This is a genomic window from Brevibacterium sp. SIMBA_078 (assembly GCF_046534565.1).
In the GTDB taxonomy this organism is placed as follows: domain Bacteria; phylum Actinomycetota; class Actinomycetes; order Actinomycetales; family Brevibacteriaceae; genus Brevibacterium.
Genome location: NZ_JAWRYQ010000001.1, coordinates 936,936 through 955,495 on the forward strand (window position 1 = coordinate 936,936; position 18,560 = coordinate 955,495).

The following is an 18,560-nucleotide window of genomic DNA, read 5'->3' on the forward strand; positions in this document are numbered from 1 at the left end:
TCCCTTTCAGTGCTTCCGGTTCCTGCGGCGCAGGCCCTTGAGAAGTGCGATGGCACCGGCGGCTGCGAGCAGAGCTGCTCCACCGATGAGGTAGATCTGGCTTCCGGTTCCGCCCGTGAGCGGCAGCGCCACCTGGGGCTTCTGCTCGTTGGTGTACGACCCGAGCGACTTGTCGAGCTCGGATCCGGAGACCGTGAACGTGTGTGGTGTGTCGTCGAGGATGTATCCGGCCGGGGCCTTCTTCTCCGTCAGCTTGTAGTCGCCCCATTTGAGGCCGGTGACCGAGAATTTCCCTGCTGCTGGGTCTTTGTCCTGTCCGGTGCATTCGCTCGCCGAGGCGGCTGCGCAGTCCTCGATTGTGAGTTCGGCTCCGTCGGGTCCGGTGAGAGTCCACACCGATCCCTTGAGGTCGTTGCCTGATTCGTTGGTCTTGCCCCAGGTCACGGCGCCGGTCTTTGCGGTGTTCGTGATGGTGCAGGTGACGTCGTCGCCGGACTTCAGGGTCACGGAGCTCTTGTCAGAGGTGACGACTCCGGAACCAGAGGTCGGTTTGCACACCCAGTCGGAGGCTTCGTAGCCCTTCGGGGTTCCGGTTTCGGAGAGGGCGTACTTGCCCGCCTTGACCTTGGCCTTCGTGACTTCGGACGATCCGGTTTTGCCTTCGATCGTCTTATTGCCCGCGGCTACGTCACCGGCGGCCTTGAGCGTCCAGTCGGTGTCCTTGGCAGTGCCGGCGGCGGCCTTGTTGTCGACCTTCTTCACCAGGGTCAGTGCGGTGTCGCTGACCTTGTTGACGTAGGTGCAGTCGACGGTGTCGCCCGGTTTGATTCCGGTGAGGTCGGTGCTCTTGTCGCTGGTGAGCTTCTTCGTGTCCTTCGACCCGTCGATATGGGTGATGCTGCACGAGCCCTCTTTGAACTCGAATCCGTCCTGCTGCGTTTCGGAGATCGCGACTGTGGCCCGACCAGTGGTCTTCGAGAACTTCAATCCCCACTTCGCGTCGCCGTTGGAATCAGTCTTCTTCGTGGCGGCCGTGGGATTTGCGGTCACCGAGTCGGTCGTGGCTGTCGCTTTCGCGCCAACTGTCCAGTCCTTGCCCGGCTTCTTGTTCTCACCGTTCTCGTCGACGACGTCCTTGTGGATCGAGACATTTGCGGTCAGAGGCGAGTTCATGATGGTACAGACGACCTCTTTGCCTTTGGCGTTCGTGGGAATGGTGACCGTTCCCGAGCTTGCACTCGCCTTCGCGAAAGTCGCAGAGCCCTTGACCGCACACGAATAGCTGCTTTCGTAGTCATGCAGGTCCGTCGCACCCGTTCCAGATTCTGACAGCGTCAGCTCCTCACCGACCCCGGTCGGCAATGGTCCGACAATCTCTTCTTGAAGACCAAGCTTGGTGCCCTCTGTCACTGCCTTGCCAAGCTCCGCACCCTCCTGTTCAAGCCGAAGCTCGAACTGATCGTCAGCTTTTGCCCGTGCTCCCACGACATCCTTTTGAAGGGTGATCGTCGTCGGCGCAGAACAAGATGCGAGGTCAGTGCTGCCCCAACTGCCACTGGCGAACGTTCCTTCACTGTTCCACCCCGGCATGGCATATTTGACGATGTCCGTCTGAGTACCGAGATAGGCCTTTCCATCCGCGTCAAACGCCACTCCGTTAACGTTTGAGTTCGTGCGCTTTCGCGTCGACATTGCTGAGGGAATTTTTCCCCCTGCGGCTCCTGCGAGATTGGCTTGCGTCACCGAGAACACGGTCGTGTAATCGGTGGTCCCTCGGACAACGAGAAGATTGCCGCTCGAGTCAAATGCCATGTCTCCATTAGCAGAATCCTGCGAATAGGCATTCGTATCGATCCATCCGACATAGTTCACTGAAGAAGAGGACTCGTTGAAACGGAATATCTTGAACTGGGTACGGGTACTTGTAAAGCCTCCGAAATAGTAAGTTCCGCTCTTCAGATCAACCGCTCCTGCGACCAAATTGGTTCCAGTGTCCCCGATTGATGCGTTCGTGGAAGACCACGCGCCAGTGCCAACATTGAGCACATACACTCTTGCGCCAATGTTGTAACCGCTGCTAGAGGTACGTTCGACTGCGAACACCGAATTGCCATCTACACCGACTCCAATGCCGAGGCCGTTGAAGTTGTTGACGCCGGAGGCCGGGGAGCCAACTGGAGACGAAGAACCGCTGACGATCTTCCGTAGCTGTCCCGTCCGAGACACCGAATAGACGACGCCCGGCTCACAGCTGAGATTGTGGGATGCTGCCTGGGCCTTCGCCGTCGGAGTGGACTGCTGAGCACCAAGTGGAGCCGCCTGGACCGGAGCAGTCGGCAGCACGATGGCACCGCCGGCGGCAACCATGAGCACAGCAGTGAGTGCAGCCCACCAGTCGCGCACGCGCAGACCTAACCGGGTCATACATTCCTCATTTCGAAGTCGAGCAAGGTGTTTCAGCTCGCTTCGGGTCCCCGAGCGCGCACGACGAAGTGCGATCGATTTCGGGGATGGGAGAGAGGAGCTGGTCGAACTCCTCCAAGCTATGGAATCGCAGGCTCAACTTCATTGCTCAGACCCTGCCCTTCAGCAGTATTCGAGTAGTCCGCGACCATCTGAGTAGTTTCGGTTTCGACTACTCAGTAGTTTGCTTTTCAACTACAAAGACGCCGGCCCACCGCCGGCCTCCCCCGCAGGTAGAAGCTCGAATTCACCCTCAAGGCTGATCCGCTCACGCCGGTCTCCACATAGCGTTGAGACATGATCACCTTGGAGAACATCAACCGCAGCTTCGGCGACAAGCAGGTGCTGCACGACCTCAGCTTCGACATCGGCGACGGCCGGATGACCGGCTTCGTCGGCTCGAACGGGTCCGGCAAGACCACGACCATGCGGATCCTCCTCGGGGTGCTGGCCGCAGACTCCGGGCGCGTCCTCGTCGACGGCGACCCCATCACCGCCGACCACCGCGGCGCGATCGGCTATATGCCCGAGGAACGCGGCCTCTACCCGAAGATGCCGATCATCGATCAGCTCGTCTACCTCGCCCGCTTCCACGGCCTCACACGTCAGGCAGCGAAGAAGCGCGGCCTCGACCTCCTCGAACAGCTCGAACTCAAGGGGGAACCCACCGACACCCTCGAATCGGTCAGCCTCGGCAACCAGCAGAAGGTCCAGATCGCCGCGGCTCTCATCCACGGCCCGCAGGCGCTCGTCCTCGACGAACCGTTCTCCGGACTCGACCCCGCAGCCGTCGAACGCACCCTGGGCGTCCTCACCGACTTTGCCTCCTCCGGCGCCCCGGTCCTCTTTTCCAGTCATCAGCTCGACCTCGTCGAACGCCTCGTCGACGACCTCGTCATCATCAATGACGGCTGCCTCGTCGCCGCCGGCACCACCACGGAGCTGCGCCGCCAACGCAGCCTGCCCGAGTGGACGCTGCAGACCGATGCGGACCTCGGCTGGGTACGCGGCCTGCCCGACATCTCCGTCGTCGAACTCGACGGCAATTGGGCCCGGTTCACCGCCCCGAATGCCGATGCCGCCGAGGCGGTCCTGCGCCAAGCGCTGACCGTGTCCTCGGTGAGGTCGTTCGGCCCACACGACGTTGCCCTCAACCGTCTCTTCCAGGAGGTCACACAGTCATGAGCACCACCGACACGACCACCACGACCGACAGCACCCGCCAGGCCCGAGTCGGCACGAACCGAGCCGGATTCACCACCGCGATCGGGCTCGTCATCGAACGCGAGATCATGGTGCGACTCAAGTCGAAGGCTTTCATGGTTTCGACGATCCTGAGCATCGTCCTCTTCGGCGTCCTCGTCGGGGTCTCCGGAGCGCTGCCCTCACTGTTCTCCTCCACGGACAAGGTGGCGGTCACCTCGGCGGGGGCGAAAGCCGTCGAGGGAATCGACGATATCGAGACCGTCCAAGTCGCCGATGTCGACGAGGCAAAAGCCCTGATCACCTCCGAGGAGGTCGAATCCGCCGTCGTCGAATCCGAGGATTCGCCGACCGGGGTCGCGGTGCTGTCCCTGCGCTCGGCACCGGAATCTCTCATTGGGGCACTCAGCCTCACCCCCGAGGTCGAACTCCTCGACCCTGACGCCCCGGACCCAGCACTCACCTACTTCATCGGGCTCGGCCTCGGCCTGGTGTTCTTCATGGCGGCGATGACGTTCGGGAACACGATCGCTTCGTCCGTGGTGGAGGAGAAGCAGTCGCGGATCGTGGAGATCCTGCTCGCGTCCACCTCGGCGCGGGTGCTCATGTTCGGCAAGGTCATCGCGTGTACGATCCTTGCTTTCGCACAGATCGGACTCACCGCAATTGCAGTCCTGGCGGGCGCCGCCATCAGCGGAAACGACCTGGTTCTGGGCAAGGTCGCCGAACCGATCGCTTGGTTCGTTCCGCTCTTCATCGTCGGATTCGTCATGGTCGCCGCCCTCTACGCGGCCGCGGCATCGATGGTCTCGCGCACCGAGGACCTGCCGTCGACGAGCACGCCGATCATGATGCTCATCTTCCTGCCGTATATGGGCGTCATCATCTTCTCGTCGAACGAGACGGTCATGGCTGTGCTGTCCTACATTCCGTTCTCCGCGGCGGTGGCTGTGCCGATGCGAGTCTTCCTCGGAACCATCGCCTGGTGGGAGCCGCTGGTCTCCCTGCTCATTCTCGCTGTCACCACTCTGTTGGCACTGCTGCTGGCGACGCGGATCTTCGAGAGCTCGATCCTCAAGTCGGGACCGAAGCTGACGTGGGGTCAGGCACTCAAGAAGTGACCGTTCGAGTGCTGCAGCCTGCTGAGGCCTACAGCCACCCGTTCTCCGCGGCGATCCGTGCGGCATCGGCGCGGTTGCGGGCGTTCGTCTTCCCGATCGCCGAGGACAGTCGATTCCGCACGGTTCCGGCCGACAGATAGAGCTGAGCGGCCACTTCGTCGACGCTCGCCCCGTCGGCGGCCGCGCGCAGAACATCGGTCTCCCGCGCGGTCAGCGGTGACGCCCCGTGCATCGTCGATTCGACGACGAGTTCGGGGTCGATGACCGACATCCCGGCCATGACCCGGCGGATCCCCTCGGCGAGGTGATCGACCGGAGCGTCCTTGACCATGAACCCGCTGACCCCGGCGTCCAGGGCACGTTTGACCCAACCGGGCCGCCCGTAGGTCGTGACGATGATGACTTTGACCTCGGGAAACTCGTCTCTCAATGTGGCTGCGACGGTGAGTCCGTCGGGTTCGGGCATATCCACGTCGAGCAGTGCCACATCGGGCCGCGCCGCGGTGATCGCCGGCACGACCTCGGAACCGCGGGCGCACTGGGCGACGACCTCGAAGTCGGTTTCCATGCCGAGCAGGGCGGCGAGCGCCTCACGGACCATGGTCTGGTCGTCAGCGATGAGCAGCGTCGTCACCGATCTCACCTCTCTCAACGTTGAGATCGGCATCGCCCGCGTCGAGTTCGCCGCCACCTGCGTCCTCGCGAGGACGCGCGAGGTCCGCATCCGGACCTACGACGATGAGTTCGAAACCAGCGTCGGTCTGCTGCGTTCGCAGACTCCCACCGAGTGCGCGTGCCCGACTCCGCAGACCCTGCAGTCCCGAACCAGCACCCACCTCGCCGAGGTTGAGTTCCGTGACCGGGTGCGCGGGGTCATCGCGGCGACCGTTGTCATTGCTCATCGTCAGCCGTTCCCTCTCAAGCGTGATCGTGACTCGGCGGGCACGGGCATGCCGAAGGATGTTCGTACTCCCCTCCCGCAGACTCCACGCGAAGAGCTCCCGCAGCCGCGGATCCACGGTGTCCACCGAGGTCGGGGCTTCGACGAGGATGTCGGCGGCCCGCAGCGCCCGGGTCGCCTCGACGAGCTCTTCGGCCAGAGAGATCGTCCGCGTGCCCTGCACCGTGGTGCGGACGTCGGCGAGCGCTCCACGGGCGAGTTCTTCGATCTCGGCGATATGCCGAGCCGCCTCCGGGGATCCGGCCGCCTCGAGCTTCGCCGCCAGCTGGGCTTTGAGCGCGATGACCGTGAGCGAATGCCCCAAAACGTCGTGGACGACTTGGGACACGCGCAGCCGTTCGGCCTCCCGCTCGAGCCTCCGATTCTCCTCCTCGGCCGCCCTAGCGGCACGGGTCCGGTCGCCGGCCATGAGCGCCATGACCATGGCGAACCCGGAGATCGAGATCCCGAAGGTGGAGGACCAATCGTGAGTCCACCCAGGTACGAGACGTTGGGCCACCTCGGCGACGATGAGCGTCGACGCCGCGATGATGAGCCCGGGCACGACCTTCTGCACGGAGACGACGGAGAGGACGGAGATGTAGGCGAGGAACGCCAGCGCGTTTTCACCGACGATCGGGACGGCCGCGACGGTGATGACGATGAGGCCCACGATGGAGGCGTTGACGACGATGAGAGCCTGCCGGGTGCGGCGGGCATGGGGGTTGCGCTTCGTGCGGGCGAAGGTGCCCAGGCCGATGCCGCCGGCGATCATGCCGGTGTAGAACACGGCCGCGAAGAGGACCGTGAGGCTCACGCCCCAGATCCGCTGCGACCCGTCCTGCTGGATCGACCCGGCGAGCGGGTAGACGAGGAAGACGAGCCAGAAGAGCGGGAAGAACCAGCTCATGAAGTTCAGCGGACGCAGGCCGAGAGACGAGGACTCCGCCCTCGCCTCGTCGGTCGTATCATCGACGGTCACTGTGCTCCTTCGCTGGTCACTGTGTATTTCTCGGTCAGTGTGCGGTCGGTGCCCCGACCGCGGTCGGCGCCTCAACCGCGGCCGTGGCCGGGGGCAGGAACCCGAGCCTCACACCCGTTTGGTGTCGCGACGCAGGGCCCAGGCCGAACCTGCCACGAAGATCCCCAGCCACACGATCACGCTGACGATCGCCCAATGATCGTAACCCCCGCCCAGTGGTGCGCGGGCGATTTCGCCGACTCCGTACGCCGGGGTGAAGCGGGCGATGGTCTGCAGGGTGTCGGGCCAGATCTCGAGCGGAACGAAGAGTCCGCCGATGAGCGAGAGGATGCCGAGGACCATGCTCGCGACCTGGATCGCGTTCTCGGCCGGCAGCAGATAGCCGAGCATGACGCCGAAGGCCGCGAAGACCCCGGAGGTGAGGACGACGAGGAGGCCGGAGGCGATGAGGGTGCCCAGCGGAGCGTGGACGCCGGTGACGGCGGCGAGGACGAAGACGACGATGACGGACACCGCGCCGAGCGCCATGGACACGATCACCTTGATGAGGATGTAGGCCGCCGGGTGCAAGGGGGTCAGCGCCAACTGACGGCTCCAGCCCAGTGCCCGTTCGATGGCGACCTGGGCACCGCCGGTGGTCGTGGCAATCATCGCCCCGTACGTGGCCAGGGACACCGAGATGTAGAGCGCGGCGTCCGTGCTCCCGAGCATCTCGCCTTTGTTCGTCAGCCCGAAGATGAGGTAGAAGACCGCGGGCATGATCATCGTGAAGATCATGGTGCGCCGATTGCGCAGCTTTCGCAGCAGTTCGAGGCGCAGGAGGGTGGCAGAGAATCCGCCGAGGCGGGGCACCCGTCGGTTCTCCAATGACGTGAGGAACGTCGCCGAGGCGGCCGTGCGGGATTCGGTGTCAGTGCCGGTTCCGGTGTGCTGGGTTTCGGTGTGGACGGACATGTCAGGCTCCTTTCGAGGTGAGGCTGATGAAGGCGTCTTCAAGGGAATGGGAGGTGATCTCGAGGTCGGTGCACGCGTTGTCGAAGAGCATCTTCGCGGCTGCATCCGAGTCTGTGGTGCGCATCTTCAGACGTCTGGCAGCGACGTCGATGGATTCGACACCGGCCAGTCCGCCGAGGAGGTCGAGGAGTTCGCTGACGCCCACCTCGGCGGTGGTGTCGTCGGTCATCGGCAAGGTTGCGCTCACGGTCTTCGCGGCGGTCATGCCGCGGATCTCGTGGGCGGGTCCGTCGGCGACGATCCGTCCGTCCGCGACGAGGACGACGCGGTCGGCGAATTCATCGGCCTCTTCGAGGTAGTGGGTGGCGAAGAGGATCGTCTTGCCCGTCAGAGCGTCGGCGCGCATCTGGTGCCAGAAATCGCGGCGTCCGGTGACGTCCATTCCTGTTGTCGGTTCATCGAGGACGATGAGCGCGGGGTCCGGCAGCAGAGCCATGGCGAAGCGCAGCCGCTGCTTCTGCCCGCCCGAGCATTTCTTCACCACGGAGTCGGCGATGTCGGTGATTCCGGCGCGCTCGAGGACGAGGTCCGTGCTGAGGGAGGAGGCGAAGATCGCCGAGGTGTAGTCGACGGTTTCGCGGACGGTGAGGTCATCGAGCAGACCGCCGGTCTGCATCACGGAGCTGACGAGCCCGAGGGCGACCGCTCGCCGAGGCGGCATTCCGAAGATCTCGACCGATCCCTCATCGGGTCGGCTGAGGCCGAGGAGCATGTCGATCGTCGTTGTCTTGCCGGCCCCGTTGGGTCCGAGGAAGGCGACGACTTCACCGGCGCGAATGTCGAGGTCGAGGCCGTCGACGGCTGTCAGATCGCCGAAGCTCTTGGTCAGGTGGTTCAGGCTGACCGCTGCGGGGGTCGCGGCGGTCGTCCGGGTCGGAGGGGCTGTGTGAGTCGTTGTCTGTGAAGTCATAGCCACAGACTAGAAATCAGCGGACGTGTGAGCAGATGCCATTTGTCACCGAGGCGGGGGTGCCATTTGTCATCAGTTGGCCACCGACAAGACGCTGCAAATGACTCGGCAGAGAATTGCCCAATCAATAATCCTGACAACAACGGCTGTCACAAAATGGCAGACTGGAAGCATGTCCGAGAATTCTTCTGAAGACACCCGGTCGCCGGAGGTCGATCCGCCGCCGGTCAGCCGTCGGCAGCGCCGTGAAGAAGAATCCACGAATTCCCGCTCCCCTTGGATGCGCCGATTGGGCATCGCCCTTCAGGTGATCGCCTGGACACTGGCCGGCATCTTCGCGCTCATCATCGTGCTCACGGTTGTGGTGCCGAGAGTCATCGGAGCAGAGCCGTTCACGGTGATCTCCGGATCGATGGAGCCGACCATTCCGACCGGCTCGATCGTCGTGTCCAAACATGTCGAAGCCGGCGAGGTCACATTCGGCGATGTCGTGACCTATCAGCTGAAGTCCGGAGAGCCTCTGACGGTGACGCACCGCGTCGTGGCGGTGGATGTCGTCGAGGGCAAGACTCGCTATCGGACCCAGGGAGATGCGAACAACGCCGAGGATCCCCTCCCTGTTCGCCCCGAGCAGATCCGCGGAGTTGTCGCTTACCACATTCCCCTTGTCGGGTACCTCGGACAGCTGGTGCCGATGGGCAACAGACAGACGATCGCAACGATCGTCGGCATCGGCCTCATCGGCTACGCGGTCATCATGCTGGTCCGCAGCTTCGCCGAGCACCGGCGGAAGAAGCGACATTCAGCTGAATCCTCTATCAAAAAATGAACCCTGCGGTCAAGATCACTTCCCTTTTGCGCAATTTACATTGCCTGTTGTAAATTTCGCAGTTACCATAATTCACGGATGCGGATTATCTGCATCGTGACGCGGGTGAAGTTCGGTAAGTGACTATTTGATGACTTCACGCGTCGACAACCACCCCTCCCGTACACACAGGATCACACGTGAAGAAATCAACGAAGGCACTCATCGCAGGCGGCATCGGCGTCGCTCTCCTCGTCGGCGGAGCCAGCACCGTCTCATTCTGGACTGACGAAGCAGACGGCGGCGACGGAGTCATCTCCTCCGGAACTCTCGACCTCGGCACACCCGCCGGTAGCGGTTGGGAAATCAGCCACGCGGGCGACGGCAACGGAGACGCAACCGCACCGGTCGAATTCGACCCAGCCGAAGACCAGATCGTCCCCGGCGACATTCTCACTTACACACAGTCGATTCCCGTCACCCTCGAAGGCGAGAACATCAAGGCTGAGTTCAACGGCAATCTTGATGTGACGCCTTCTGGCGCCGCTGATGCTGACGCGGCACTTGCCGAAGCCATCACGGCCCAGGATCTCGCGGCCAGCGGCCTGACTGATGCGACCGGAGGCCTCACCCTCGACGGCGAGACGCTCACCGGTGAAGGTGACGGCACCGTTCAGGTGACGACCACGGTGACCTTCCCTTGGGGCGCTGAGGGCGACTACAACGATGCCAAGCTCGGCAACCTCAATTTTGCTGTGGATTACACCCTCACCCAGGTCCCCGGCAACTGATCCATATCGGCTCCAGGGTGGGTTCGGCTGCTTCGGACCCACCCTTCAGCTCGTCCTCAATCCCCGTCTCTACCTGAGGAGTACGCACATGTCTCTTCGTCGCGCAGTGTTATCTGCCGCAGCCGCCGCTGCGGCAGGCGCGCTGCTCATCGGCGGCGGAGCGACGTACGCGGCATGGTCGGATTCGACGGAGTCGGAATCCACGACGATCACTGCCGGTGATCTCAAGGCCGAGATCTCGCAGGTGGGCCCCTCAGACGTGACGTACGGTTCGAATCCGAGTATCTACCCCAGCAAAGACAGCCAGGGAATCATCCCCGGAGTCCAGTCTCAACAGTGGACGTACACGGTCACGAATACCAAAGAGTCCGCGGTTCCAGCGACTGGGACTCTTGAGATCACCGGTTCACCCTCTAACGCAGACGACTACACAGCCATGCGCCCGTACCTCCGCGCGTCAACCACCATCGACGGCACGAAGAAAGACATTCCGACTTCCGCTTTCACTTCCGGTGGGTTCTCCCATTCAGTGGATTTGGGCAAGACTCTCAAACCCAGTGACTCCGTGAAGATCACACTTGATCTATCAATGCCGGCAACGGTCACCGACGGAACCGGCAAGAAGATCGACGTTGCCGTCGAGCTCATCAACCGTCGCAGCGCGAATCTTGACGTGCAATCGATCTTCACCATGAAGAACTCGGTTCGACTCAAACAGGCGGATGCACGGTGACGGAGCGACTCTCTAAGGTCTCGACGCGTCGAGCATGGATGGTCACCGCTATCATCGCTGCGCTGTTCATGCTCATACCGCTCGGAGCGACGACCGCCTACCTGACAGCCAAGGACTCTGCCGACGAAACCACGGGCGGCGTGGGCCGCTGGTGTTCTGTCCCGAACCCGGCCGACCACCCGAACGTATATCGACTGAAGGACTTTCCCACCTATTCATCAAGCAGTTCGTCGATGATCATCGTCCCCGTTGTCCGCAATGGCGAATTCGGGGCTGGTGGTGGCGACGGACGCCTCGGAGTCAGGGCGTGGGCATGCGACTCCAGCAGCCTGACAACTGGCTCCACAATCAAGGTCACGTCTTGGCGGAACACTTCCTCGTCCCCGACACTTGACTGGCTCGCTCCTGTCGGCGGAAATGGCCTGGCCTCTCGTCGACTCAACCCAGACAGCGGTCTCGGAAAAGAAGTCACGAAACTCCATCGACACGGATCAACTGCTCTCGGCGATGCCGAAGTCATTCTGAATGACCGTCAGCGTTACTCGTGGATAATGTCCTCGAATCGCAACAAGAACAGCCGCGACGCTTCACCGCCGTGTTCGCTCAGCCTTTGCACCGTCAGCATCGAAAAGCCACCGACATTCGCCGACGGCTTCACAGGAGATGCAACAGGCACTCGTGAGCCGAAAAACAGCGTCGAATACCTCGCATCGGGATACTGGGTTAATGGTGGTGATTTCGACAAATCGGCACCTCACCCTGTCAATCTCACACAGTACGGAAACGACATCGCCAGCACCGACGGGCGTCAGGTCCAATGGGTCGTCATGGAGTGGTGGGGCTCGACTACTCCTACTAAAGACATGGTCCTCGAGGTATTCGTGCAATGACTCGCGCCAACGCACATCTCGCCATCATCTCGACGGTTGCCTTCGTCCTTGGCCTGATCTTCACTATGACGACTCCCGCCTCGGCGGGCGCCGATGGTCAGATCGTCGTCACCCGGCCCGACGGGAGCGCGCCCGGCAAGCTGTTCACCGATCTCACCTTCGTGCCCGGCGAAGAGAAGACGGAGAAGCTCGTCGTCTCGCAGACCACCGAAGCGGACGTCACGACCGGCATCCGCTTGGAATCCACCTCACCGCACGGCCCTCTCCATGATTCCGCCGAGGTCACGATCAGCGGTTTCGGCGACACTGTATCCGCACCTCTCGGCGAAGCACTAGATACCGAATCCCCGTACTGGCTCGGCACGCTCTCCCCGAGCGACAAGAAGTCGATTACGATCTCCGTCCGTCTCCCCGAAACTGCGGGGAACGACACCAAGCGAGAACAAGCGCGGTTCCGCGTCGTCGTCACCGCTCAGGGCGATGGTGTCGGTCCCACTCCCCCGCCGACCGATCCGCCCAAGGATTCGACGGCCGATTCCGACGACAGTGCATCGAGCGATGCAGATGCCTCTTCCTCAGATCACGATGACGATTCGTCTGCAGACGGCGGCAGCGAAGCCACTGCCGCTTCAGATTCCACGTCGAATGGCGACGAGAGCACCGCAGCCGACGGCGGCTCAGGTTCAGATTCCGATGCCGACGACGCGAAGTACGGCAAGTCGGACTCAACCACGGACACAAACGCAGACTCAGACTCGGACGCCGATAGGTCGCTGCCGCGGACAGGACTCGGGTCACTGTCGATGCTGTTCTTGGGCGCTGGCCTGTTGCTTCTCGGCACCATTGTGACCGCCATTGTTCGGAGGCGCAGAGGCCGAACTGCGAGTTAACTCAGGCTTCACGTTCCCTCCACTCGCCTTGTGTGAATGCTGAGTAGGTTGGAGGCCGTCTGCTCGCACACGACGCTCACGCACTCGTCCGAGCCCTGCCTCCGGCACCGCTCGAATCATTACGACGCCTCCTCTTCGGTGAGCGCCTGTGCACCTCAACGAAAGGACTGCACATGGCCAGGACAACCCTGCGTCTCGCCGCGGCAACCGGCGCTCTCAGCCTCGCACTCTTCGGATTCGCAAGCCCCGCCTCGGCGGCAGGAATCGACGAGCCCGGCGGCGCCCGCCAACTCGACGGCGACAACACCGACGCCATCCGCGACGCGGTCGAGGACTCCGGCGCGAAGAACGTCATCCTCCTCATCGGCGACGGCATGGGGGACTCCGAGATCACCGCCGCACGCAACTACGCAAAAGGTGCCCACGGACGCTTTGACGGCCTCGACGAACTGCCGCTGACCGGACAGTACACGACCTACGCAGTGGACAAGGACTCCGGCAAGCCGGACTACGTCACCGACTCCGCGGCGAGCGCCACCGGCTGGTCCTCGGGAACGAAGACCTACAACGGCGCACTCGGCATCGACCGGACAGGCAAACCGCACAAGACTCTCATCGAGATGGCCCGCGCCAAGGGCATGAAGACCGGCGACGTCTCGACCGCGGAGATCCAGGACGCGACTCCGGCCGCGCAACTCGCCCACATCAGCCAGCGCGGCTGCTACGGACCCGAGGAGACTGCCAAGGACTGCGCAGACGAGACCCTGGAGAACGGCGGACTCGGCTCGATCAGCGAGCAGATCCTCAATGCTCGCGCCGATGTCACCCTCGGCGGCGGTTCGGCATCCTTCGAACAGAAGGCCACCGCCGGCGACTGGAAGGACAAGACGCTGCGTGAGCAGGCGGAGGAACGCGGTTACCAGCTCGTCGATGATTCCAAGTCACTCGACAACGTCACCGAGGCGAACCAGGATGCACCAGTGCTCGGTCTCTTCACAGAGGGCAATTTCCCCGTTCGCTGGGAGGGACCGAAGGCCACGCACGGAGGCGGCACCGAACCGGCCGTGAAGTGCAAGAACAATCCGGAGCGCACCTCGGACGTGCCGAAGCTCGATCAACTGACGAACAAGGCCGTCGATCTGCTCGACAATGACAAGGGCTTTTTCCTCCAGGTCGAGGGGGCGAGCATCGACAAGCAGGATCACGCGGCCAACCCGTGCGGTCAGATCGGTGAGACCGTCGACCTCGACGAGGCGGTCAAAGCTGCCCTCGACTTTGCGAAGGAAGACGGCGAAACCCTCGTCATCACCACCGCTGATCACGCTCACACGAGCCAGATCGTCGCCACCGGTTCGGACACCCCGGGTCTCACCCGCACCCTGACCACGGCCGACGGCACCGACATGACGATGAACTACGCGACTGCTGACGAAGAGGCGTCGCAGGGCCACACTGGCACGCAGCTGCGCATCGCGGCCTACGGACCCGGTGCGGCCAATGTCGTGGGACTGATCGATCAGACCGACGCGCACTATACGATCGCCGATGGTCTGGGACTCGACCCCGACGCCGAGGTGCCCGGTGACCCGGGTGACGACGCGAACGGCAATGACGACTCGGCCGGTTCCGACGATGCGAACGGTTCCGACGATGCCGCGGGCTCGTCCGATGCCGGTGGCAACGACGGCACGACAGGCACCGAGGACTCGAACGCATCCGACGCTGCCGACGGCTCCTCCGATTCCGCTGGCGGCGGCGCCGGTGCCAACGGCGGCTCCGAAGGCGGCGAAGGCAATGCCTCGACCGGCGGAGGAGACCAAGGTCCCGGTCTAGCCGGCGGTGGAGGCGGAACCCTGCCGCGCACCGGAGTCGAGATCGGTGCCGCGATCTTCTTCGGCGTGGCCGCGATCATCGGCGGATCGGCCCTGATCCGCATGGCCAAGCGCCGCGGAATCCTCCCCGCCTGACACCAGCCCGACCACAGCCCGACTGCGAACGGTGCCGGACGCTTCCCAGCGAAGCGTCCGGCATCGTTCGTCGTCTCCACAGGTCGACCTGGCAGAGTAGGCCCATGGAACCCATCGAACTTCCGCTGACCACCGACCGACTGCGGTTGCGCACCTATGTCGAATCCGACGTCGACGAGCAGCTGCGGATATTCTCCCGCGAGGACGTCTCCCGGTTCCTCCTCGAAGATCCCTGGACCGCCGAGGTGGCCCGGACCAAGGTCTCAGAACGCATGCAGCGCACGGGGCTCGAGACCGAATCCCGTGCCCTGGCCCTGGTCATCGAGACGGCCGACGGTCTCGATTCTCTTGAAGGTTCGCACGTCATCGGCGACATCGCTATCTGGCTCGACAACGACAGTGAGCAGAAGGCCGAGATCGGCTGGATCCTCGATCCGGCCGCCAGCGGCCACGGCTTCGCCACCGAGGCGGCCATCGCGGTCCTCAACGTCGCCTTCGACCACTACGGCCTCCACCGGGTCTTCGCGCAGATGGATTCCCGGAACACCGCCTCGGCGAATCTGGCGCGCAGGATCGGCATGCGGGAGGAAGCGCACCTGCGCAAGGACTGGTGGTCGAAGGGCGAATGGACCGACACCCTCATCTTCGGGATGCTGTCCAGCGATCGGCAGACAGCCTGACTGCTCCGTTCCAGACGCCGGTCCGACCCGAATTTCTGAGATCTCGGACTCTTTGTGCCAGCTTCCGTATTCGCCCGCCCCGTCGATGTGAGAATCTGAGGTGGCCGTGGAGCCGGGTCCGTCGATCGCATCGGGGCCAAGGCGCCCGCGGGCAGTCGAGAGAAGAGGACAGCAGAAACCGATGGCTCCAGCCGACAAGGACCGCAACGAGGCGCTCCCCATCGACGAAAACGCCGACGAACATGAAGAGAACGCCGGCCTGAAAAGGGGCCTGACCGCCCGACACATCCGCTTCATAGCCCTCGGGTCCGCCATCGGCACCGGCCTCTTCATGGGCTCCTCGGAGTCGATCCAAGCCGCAGGACCGGCGGTGCTGCTCGCCTACATCATCGGCGGCGCCGCCGTCTTCATGGTCATGCGCGCCCTCGGCGAACTCGTCGTCCGCCACCCCGTCTCCGGGTCCTTCGGCCAATATGCCTCCCGCTACATCCACCCCTTCGCCGGCTTCCTCGTCGGCTGGACCTTCGCCTTCGAGATGGTCCTCGTCGCCGTCTTCGACGCCACCGCGATCGGCGTGTACATGGGATTCTGGTTCCCGGGAGTCCCCCGCTGGATCTGGGTGCTCGCCGTCGTCTTCTTCATCGCCGCGATCAACATGATCGGCGTCAAGGTCTTCGGTGAGCTCGAATTCTGGTTCGCTCTCATCAAGATCGTTGCGATCATCGCCCTCATCGCAGCCGGGGTGGCCATCATCATCTTCGGCTTCGGCATCGCCGACCACGATCAGATGGGCCCGCCGGCTCTTTTCGACCACGGCGGCTTCTTCCCCAACGGGTTCTGGGGTCTGCTCTCATCGTTCACCATCGTGATGTTCGCCTTCGGCGGCATCGAGATCATCGGCGTCACCGCGGGAGAGGCCCAGAATCCGAAGCAGGTGCTGCCGGCCGCCATCAACTCGGTGCCGGTGCGCATTCTCCTCTTCTACGTCCTCACTCTCGGCGTGATCATGTGCATCCTGCCGTGGAACCAGATCACCTCCGAGATCAGCCCCTTCGTCGCGATCTTCGACTCCGTCGGCTTCAATGCGGCGGCCGCCATCCTCCAGGTCGTCCTCATCACGGCGGCCCTGTCGGCCATCAACGCCGACATCTTCGGCGCCGGCAGAATGCTCCACGGCCTCGCCGAACAAGGGCAGGCTCCGCGGTCCTTCGCGCGCACCTCGCCGGGCGGCGTGCCCGTGATGACCGTGGTGACGATGATCGTCGCGCTGCTGGCAGGCGTCGTCCTCAACTACCTCTACCCCGATCAGGCCCTGTTCCTCCTCGGAGCGCTGGCCACCTTCGCCACGGTGCTCGTCTGGCTGATCATCCTCGCTTCCCATATCCGGATGAAGAAGGTGATCGCCGAGGAGGCTCGCCTTCCCAGCGAATTCCCCATGCCGCTGTGGCCGGTGGGATCGTGGATCACCGTCGCGTTCATCGTCTTCGTCGTCGTCATGGTCGGCATCGTTCCCGACTCACGGCCGGCTCTGTGGGTCGGTCTGCTGTGGGTCGTCGCGCTGTGGCTGTGCTATTTCGCCTTCGTCCGCGGTCAGGGCCGCCGGCCCTACGCGCTCACCGACCGCACTGAGCCCATCGCGTCCGGAAGGAACTGACAACCAGTTCCGACGTGTCCGGAGTTCACCAGGCCGCGACCGCATGAGGACACCGGCGAAGCACGACGGCGTCCGGTGACACCGGCCTACGGCGTCCGGCGACGCAGGGTGAGCGAACCGACGATGACGGCGCCGACGATCCAGCAGGCGATGAAGAGCACCCTCAGCCAGATATAGGCGTCATCCTCGCTGACGGTCGACACGGCGTCCAGCGCGTCGATCGCGTGAGAGAGCGGCAGCCAGTCGCCGATCACCTCGAACACGTCGGTTGGTTTCACCCGTCGACGCCGCGACGCTGACTGCTCCACCTCCCGAGCCCGAGAAGACTGAGACCGACGACCAAGACTGTCACAACGGCGAAAGTGATCGTCGAGGTGACGAGCCCTGTCACGAGTGTGAGTGCGCCGACGCCGATGATAGGCGCGGACATGGCCAGGTAGGCGAGGATGAAGTATGAGGTAGTCACGGCCGTCCTGTTCGACACTTCGGTGACGGCTGTGACGGCGCGCATGCCCGTAGTGAAGAGGAAGCCCTGCCCGGCTCCACCGAGGATCGCCGAGGCGACGAGCAACAGCGGCGAGTCTGCCAGGAGCGCAATCGACAGAGATGCCATGCAGGCGATCTGAATGATTCCTCCGCACAGGACAAGAGTCCGATCCGCCAGCCCCTGGAACACCAGCTGGCACGCAGCCGAGGCCCCGAAGAGCGCGAAGACGACCGCGCCGATGACGGCCGCGGAGCCGATGCCAAGGGTCTGCTGCATGAAGCTCGGAGCCACGGCCGAATAAAGTCCGGCGATCGCGAAGCTCGCGACGGCACCTGGCACCGCACGGAGGAAGACCAGCCGTGACTCGGGCGGGATGGCGGGCAGCTGCAGTCGCAGGGAATGGGAACGCGAGAGCGAAGTCTCTCTGACGCCCAGCAGCGCCGCTCCTGCGAGTAGAAGGAGGACGGCGTGGATGAGGAAGGGCGTGAACAGAGGGCGCGGCAAAGCCTCGGCGACCGTTCCCGACATGAGATTGCCCAATCCGAGGCCACCGATGTTCGCCGCTGTGGCCAGTGACGTCGCGAGCCTGCGCCTGCCGGGCGGAGCGTTCTCGAGCACTGCAACAGTCCCGGTGGCTGTGAAGATGCCGGCTGCGATCCCGGACAACACCCTTCCGATGTAGAGCAGACCGAGATGTTCACCGCCCATAAACAGCCCCGCCGAGGCGAGGGAGACGAGGACGCCTGCGGCCAGCAGCGGTTTCCGGCCACAGGCCTCCGAGAGCCTGCCGAAGAAGACGAGCGCGGCGATGACGGCTCCGGCGTAAATCGAGAAGAGCAGCGTGGTCTGTGTGCTGCCGAATCCAAACTCGAACTGATAGCGCGGGTAGAGCGGCGTCGGCAGAGTGGTGCCGATCATGACAACCGCGAACACATAGGTAGCTGCGGCCAGCGTCCAGCCGGTGCCCGACCGCTCGCCGACCGTAGCACGGTCAGCACCTGTGCTGCGCTTCATCTCTGTCTCCCCA

Annotated in this window: 17 protein-coding genes; 10 read left to right on the top strand and 7 right to left on the bottom strand. The window is 63.5% G+C overall.

Features of this window, described 5'->3' with window-relative positions; translation table 11 throughout:
* Nucleotides 1-6 precede the first annotated feature (6 nt).
* On the bottom strand, nucleotides 7-2,424 hold the full coding sequence (locus SB749_RS04185; RefSeq protein WP_410709198.1) for a SpaA isopeptide-forming pilin-related protein: 2,418 nt from the start codon (nucleotides 2,422-2,424) through the stop codon (nucleotides 7-9).
* Between the two features lie 336 nt (nucleotides 2,425-2,760).
* Between SB749_RS04185 and SB749_RS04190 the strand changes: the two genes are divergently transcribed.
* Entirely contained in the window at nucleotides 2,761-3,648 is an 888-nt protein-coding gene (locus tag SB749_RS04190; RefSeq protein WP_410709199.1) for an ABC transporter ATP-binding protein, read from the top strand.
* The gene (locus SB749_RS04195) at nucleotides 3,645-4,787 is read left to right on the top strand and encodes an ABC transporter permease (RefSeq protein ID WP_410709201.1); all 1,143 of its coding nucleotides are present in this window, start codon (nucleotides 3,645-3,647) and stop codon (nucleotides 4,785-4,787) included. The genes SB749_RS04190 and SB749_RS04195 overlap by 4 nt, the downstream gene beginning before the upstream one ends.
* Before the next feature lie 28 nt (nucleotides 4,788-4,815).
* Here the strand turns inward: SB749_RS04195 and SB749_RS04200 are convergent, their stop codons facing one another.
* From SB749_RS04200 to SB749_RS04215, 4 genes are all read right to left on the bottom strand, one after another.
* A complete protein-coding gene (locus SB749_RS04200) occupies nucleotides 4,816-5,421 on the bottom strand; it encodes a DNA-binding response regulator (RefSeq protein WP_410709203.1) in 606 nt (201 codons plus the stop codon).
* The gene (locus SB749_RS04205; protein WP_410709205.1) at nucleotides 5,399-6,709 is read right to left on the bottom strand and encodes a sensor histidine kinase; all 1,311 of its coding nucleotides are present in this window, start codon (nucleotides 6,707-6,709) and stop codon (nucleotides 5,399-5,401) included. The genes SB749_RS04200 and SB749_RS04205 overlap by 23 nt, the downstream gene beginning before the upstream one ends.
* A gap of 108 nt (nucleotides 6,710-6,817) precedes the next feature.
* A complete protein-coding gene (locus SB749_RS04210; protein ID WP_410709206.1) occupies nucleotides 6,818-7,663 on the bottom strand; it encodes an ABC transporter permease in 846 nt (281 codons plus the stop codon).
* A gap of 1 nt (nucleotide 7,664) precedes the next feature.
* Nucleotides 7,665-8,633: an ABC transporter ATP-binding protein gene (locus tag SB749_RS04215; RefSeq protein ID WP_410709208.1), complete on the bottom strand. Its 969-nt coding sequence runs from the start codon at nucleotides 8,631-8,633 to the stop codon at nucleotides 7,665-7,667.
* Nucleotides 8,634-8,805: 172 nt separating this feature from the next.
* Here SB749_RS04215 and SB749_RS04220 point away from each other — a divergent pair, with 172 nt between their 5' ends.
* The 8 genes from SB749_RS04220 to SB749_RS04255 all read left to right on the top strand — a co-directional run bounded on the left by SB749_RS04220 (nucleotide 8,806) and on the right by SB749_RS04255 (nucleotide 17,046).
* Nucleotides 8,806-9,462 (top strand): signal peptidase I, encoded by a 657-nt coding sequence (locus tag SB749_RS04220; protein WP_410709209.1) that lies wholly within the window; start codon nucleotides 8,806-8,808, stop codon nucleotides 9,460-9,462.
* 179 nt (nucleotides 9,463-9,641) lie between these two features.
* On the top strand, nucleotides 9,642-10,232 hold the full coding sequence (locus SB749_RS04225; protein ID WP_410709210.1) for an alternate-type signal peptide domain-containing protein: 591 nt from the start codon (nucleotides 9,642-9,644) through the stop codon (nucleotides 10,230-10,232).
* Nucleotides 10,233-10,320: 88 nt separating this feature from the next.
* Nucleotides 10,321-10,965: a SipW-dependent-type signal peptide-containing protein gene (locus tag SB749_RS04230; protein WP_410709211.1), complete on the top strand. Its 645-nt coding sequence runs from the start codon at nucleotides 10,321-10,323 to the stop codon at nucleotides 10,963-10,965.
* A gap of 38 nt (nucleotides 10,966-11,003) precedes the next feature.
* A complete protein-coding gene (locus SB749_RS04235) occupies nucleotides 11,004-11,855 on the top strand; it encodes a hypothetical protein (RefSeq protein ID WP_410709212.1) in 852 nt (283 codons plus the stop codon).
* Nucleotides 11,852-12,745 (top strand): LPXTG cell wall anchor domain-containing protein, encoded by an 894-nt coding sequence (locus SB749_RS04240; RefSeq protein ID WP_410709213.1) that lies wholly within the window; start codon nucleotides 11,852-11,854, stop codon nucleotides 12,743-12,745. The genes SB749_RS04235 and SB749_RS04240 overlap by 4 nt, the downstream gene beginning before the upstream one ends.
* A 173-nt stretch (nucleotides 12,746-12,918) precedes the next feature.
* Nucleotides 12,919-14,712: an alkaline phosphatase gene (gene phoA / locus SB749_RS04245; RefSeq protein WP_410709214.1), complete on the top strand. Its 1,794-nt coding sequence runs from the start codon at nucleotides 12,919-12,921 to the stop codon at nucleotides 14,710-14,712.
* 104 nt (nucleotides 14,713-14,816) lie between these two features.
* Nucleotides 14,817-15,392 (top strand): GNAT family N-acetyltransferase, encoded by a 576-nt coding sequence (locus tag SB749_RS04250; RefSeq protein ID WP_410709215.1) that lies wholly within the window; start codon nucleotides 14,817-14,819, stop codon nucleotides 15,390-15,392.
* 181 nt (nucleotides 15,393-15,573) lie between these two features.
* A complete protein-coding gene (locus tag SB749_RS04255; RefSeq protein ID WP_410709216.1) occupies nucleotides 15,574-17,046 on the top strand; it encodes an amino acid permease in 1,473 nt (490 codons plus the stop codon).
* 86 nt (nucleotides 17,047-17,132) lie between these two features.
* Here the strand turns inward: SB749_RS04255 and SB749_RS04260 are convergent, their stop codons facing one another.
* Entirely contained in the window at nucleotides 17,133-17,324 is a 192-nt protein-coding gene (locus SB749_RS04260) for a hypothetical protein (protein WP_410709218.1), read from the bottom strand.
* Nucleotides 17,321-18,547: an MFS transporter gene (locus tag SB749_RS04265; RefSeq protein WP_410709219.1), complete on the bottom strand. Its 1,227-nt coding sequence runs from the start codon at nucleotides 18,545-18,547 to the stop codon at nucleotides 17,321-17,323. Before SB749_RS04265 ends, SB749_RS04260 begins: the two co-directional genes overlap by 4 nt.
* Nucleotides 18,548-18,560 lie beyond the last annotated feature (13 nt).

Bases quoted from the DNA above. Each gene is read 5' to 3' on its own strand.
- SB749_RS04185 (WP_410709198.1), bottom strand. From the start codon at position 2,424: ATGACCCGGTTAGGTCTGCGCGTGCGCGACTGGTGGGCTGCACTCACT.
- SB749_RS04190 (WP_410709199.1), top strand. From the start codon at position 2,761: ATGATCACCTTGGAGAACATCAACCGCAGCTTCGGCGACAAGCAGGTG.
- SB749_RS04195 (WP_410709201.1), top strand. From the start codon at position 3,645: ATGAGCACCACCGACACGACCACCACGACCGACAGCACCCGCCAGGCC.
- SB749_RS04210 (WP_410709206.1), bottom strand. From the start codon at position 7,663: ATGTCCGTCCACACCGAAACCCAGCACACCGGAACCGGCACTGACACC.
- SB749_RS04215 (WP_410709208.1), bottom strand. From the start codon at position 8,633: ATGACTTCACAGACAACGACTCACACAGCCCCTCCGACCCGGACGACC.
- SB749_RS04220 (WP_410709209.1), top strand. From the start codon at position 8,806: ATGTCCGAGAATTCTTCTGAAGACACCCGGTCGCCGGAGGTCGATCCG.
- SB749_RS04230 (WP_410709211.1), top strand. From the start codon at position 10,321: ATGTCTCTTCGTCGCGCAGTGTTATCTGCCGCAGCCGCCGCTGCGGCA.
- SB749_RS04235 (WP_410709212.1), top strand. From the start codon at position 11,004: ATGGTCACCGCTATCATCGCTGCGCTGTTCATGCTCATACCGCTCGGA.
- SB749_RS04240 (WP_410709213.1), top strand. From the start codon at position 11,852: ATGACTCGCGCCAACGCACATCTCGCCATCATCTCGACGGTTGCCTTC.
- phoA (WP_410709214.1), top strand. From the start codon at position 12,919: ATGGCCAGGACAACCCTGCGTCTCGCCGCGGCAACCGGCGCTCTCAGC.
- SB749_RS04250 (WP_410709215.1), top strand. From the start codon at position 14,817: ATGGAACCCATCGAACTTCCGCTGACCACCGACCGACTGCGGTTGCGC.
- SB749_RS04255 (WP_410709216.1), top strand. From the start codon at position 15,574: ATGGCTCCAGCCGACAAGGACCGCAACGAGGCGCTCCCCATCGACGAA.
- SB749_RS04265 (WP_410709219.1), bottom strand. From the start codon at position 18,547: ATGAAGCGCAGCACAGGTGCTGACCGTGCTACGGTCGGCGAGCGGTCG.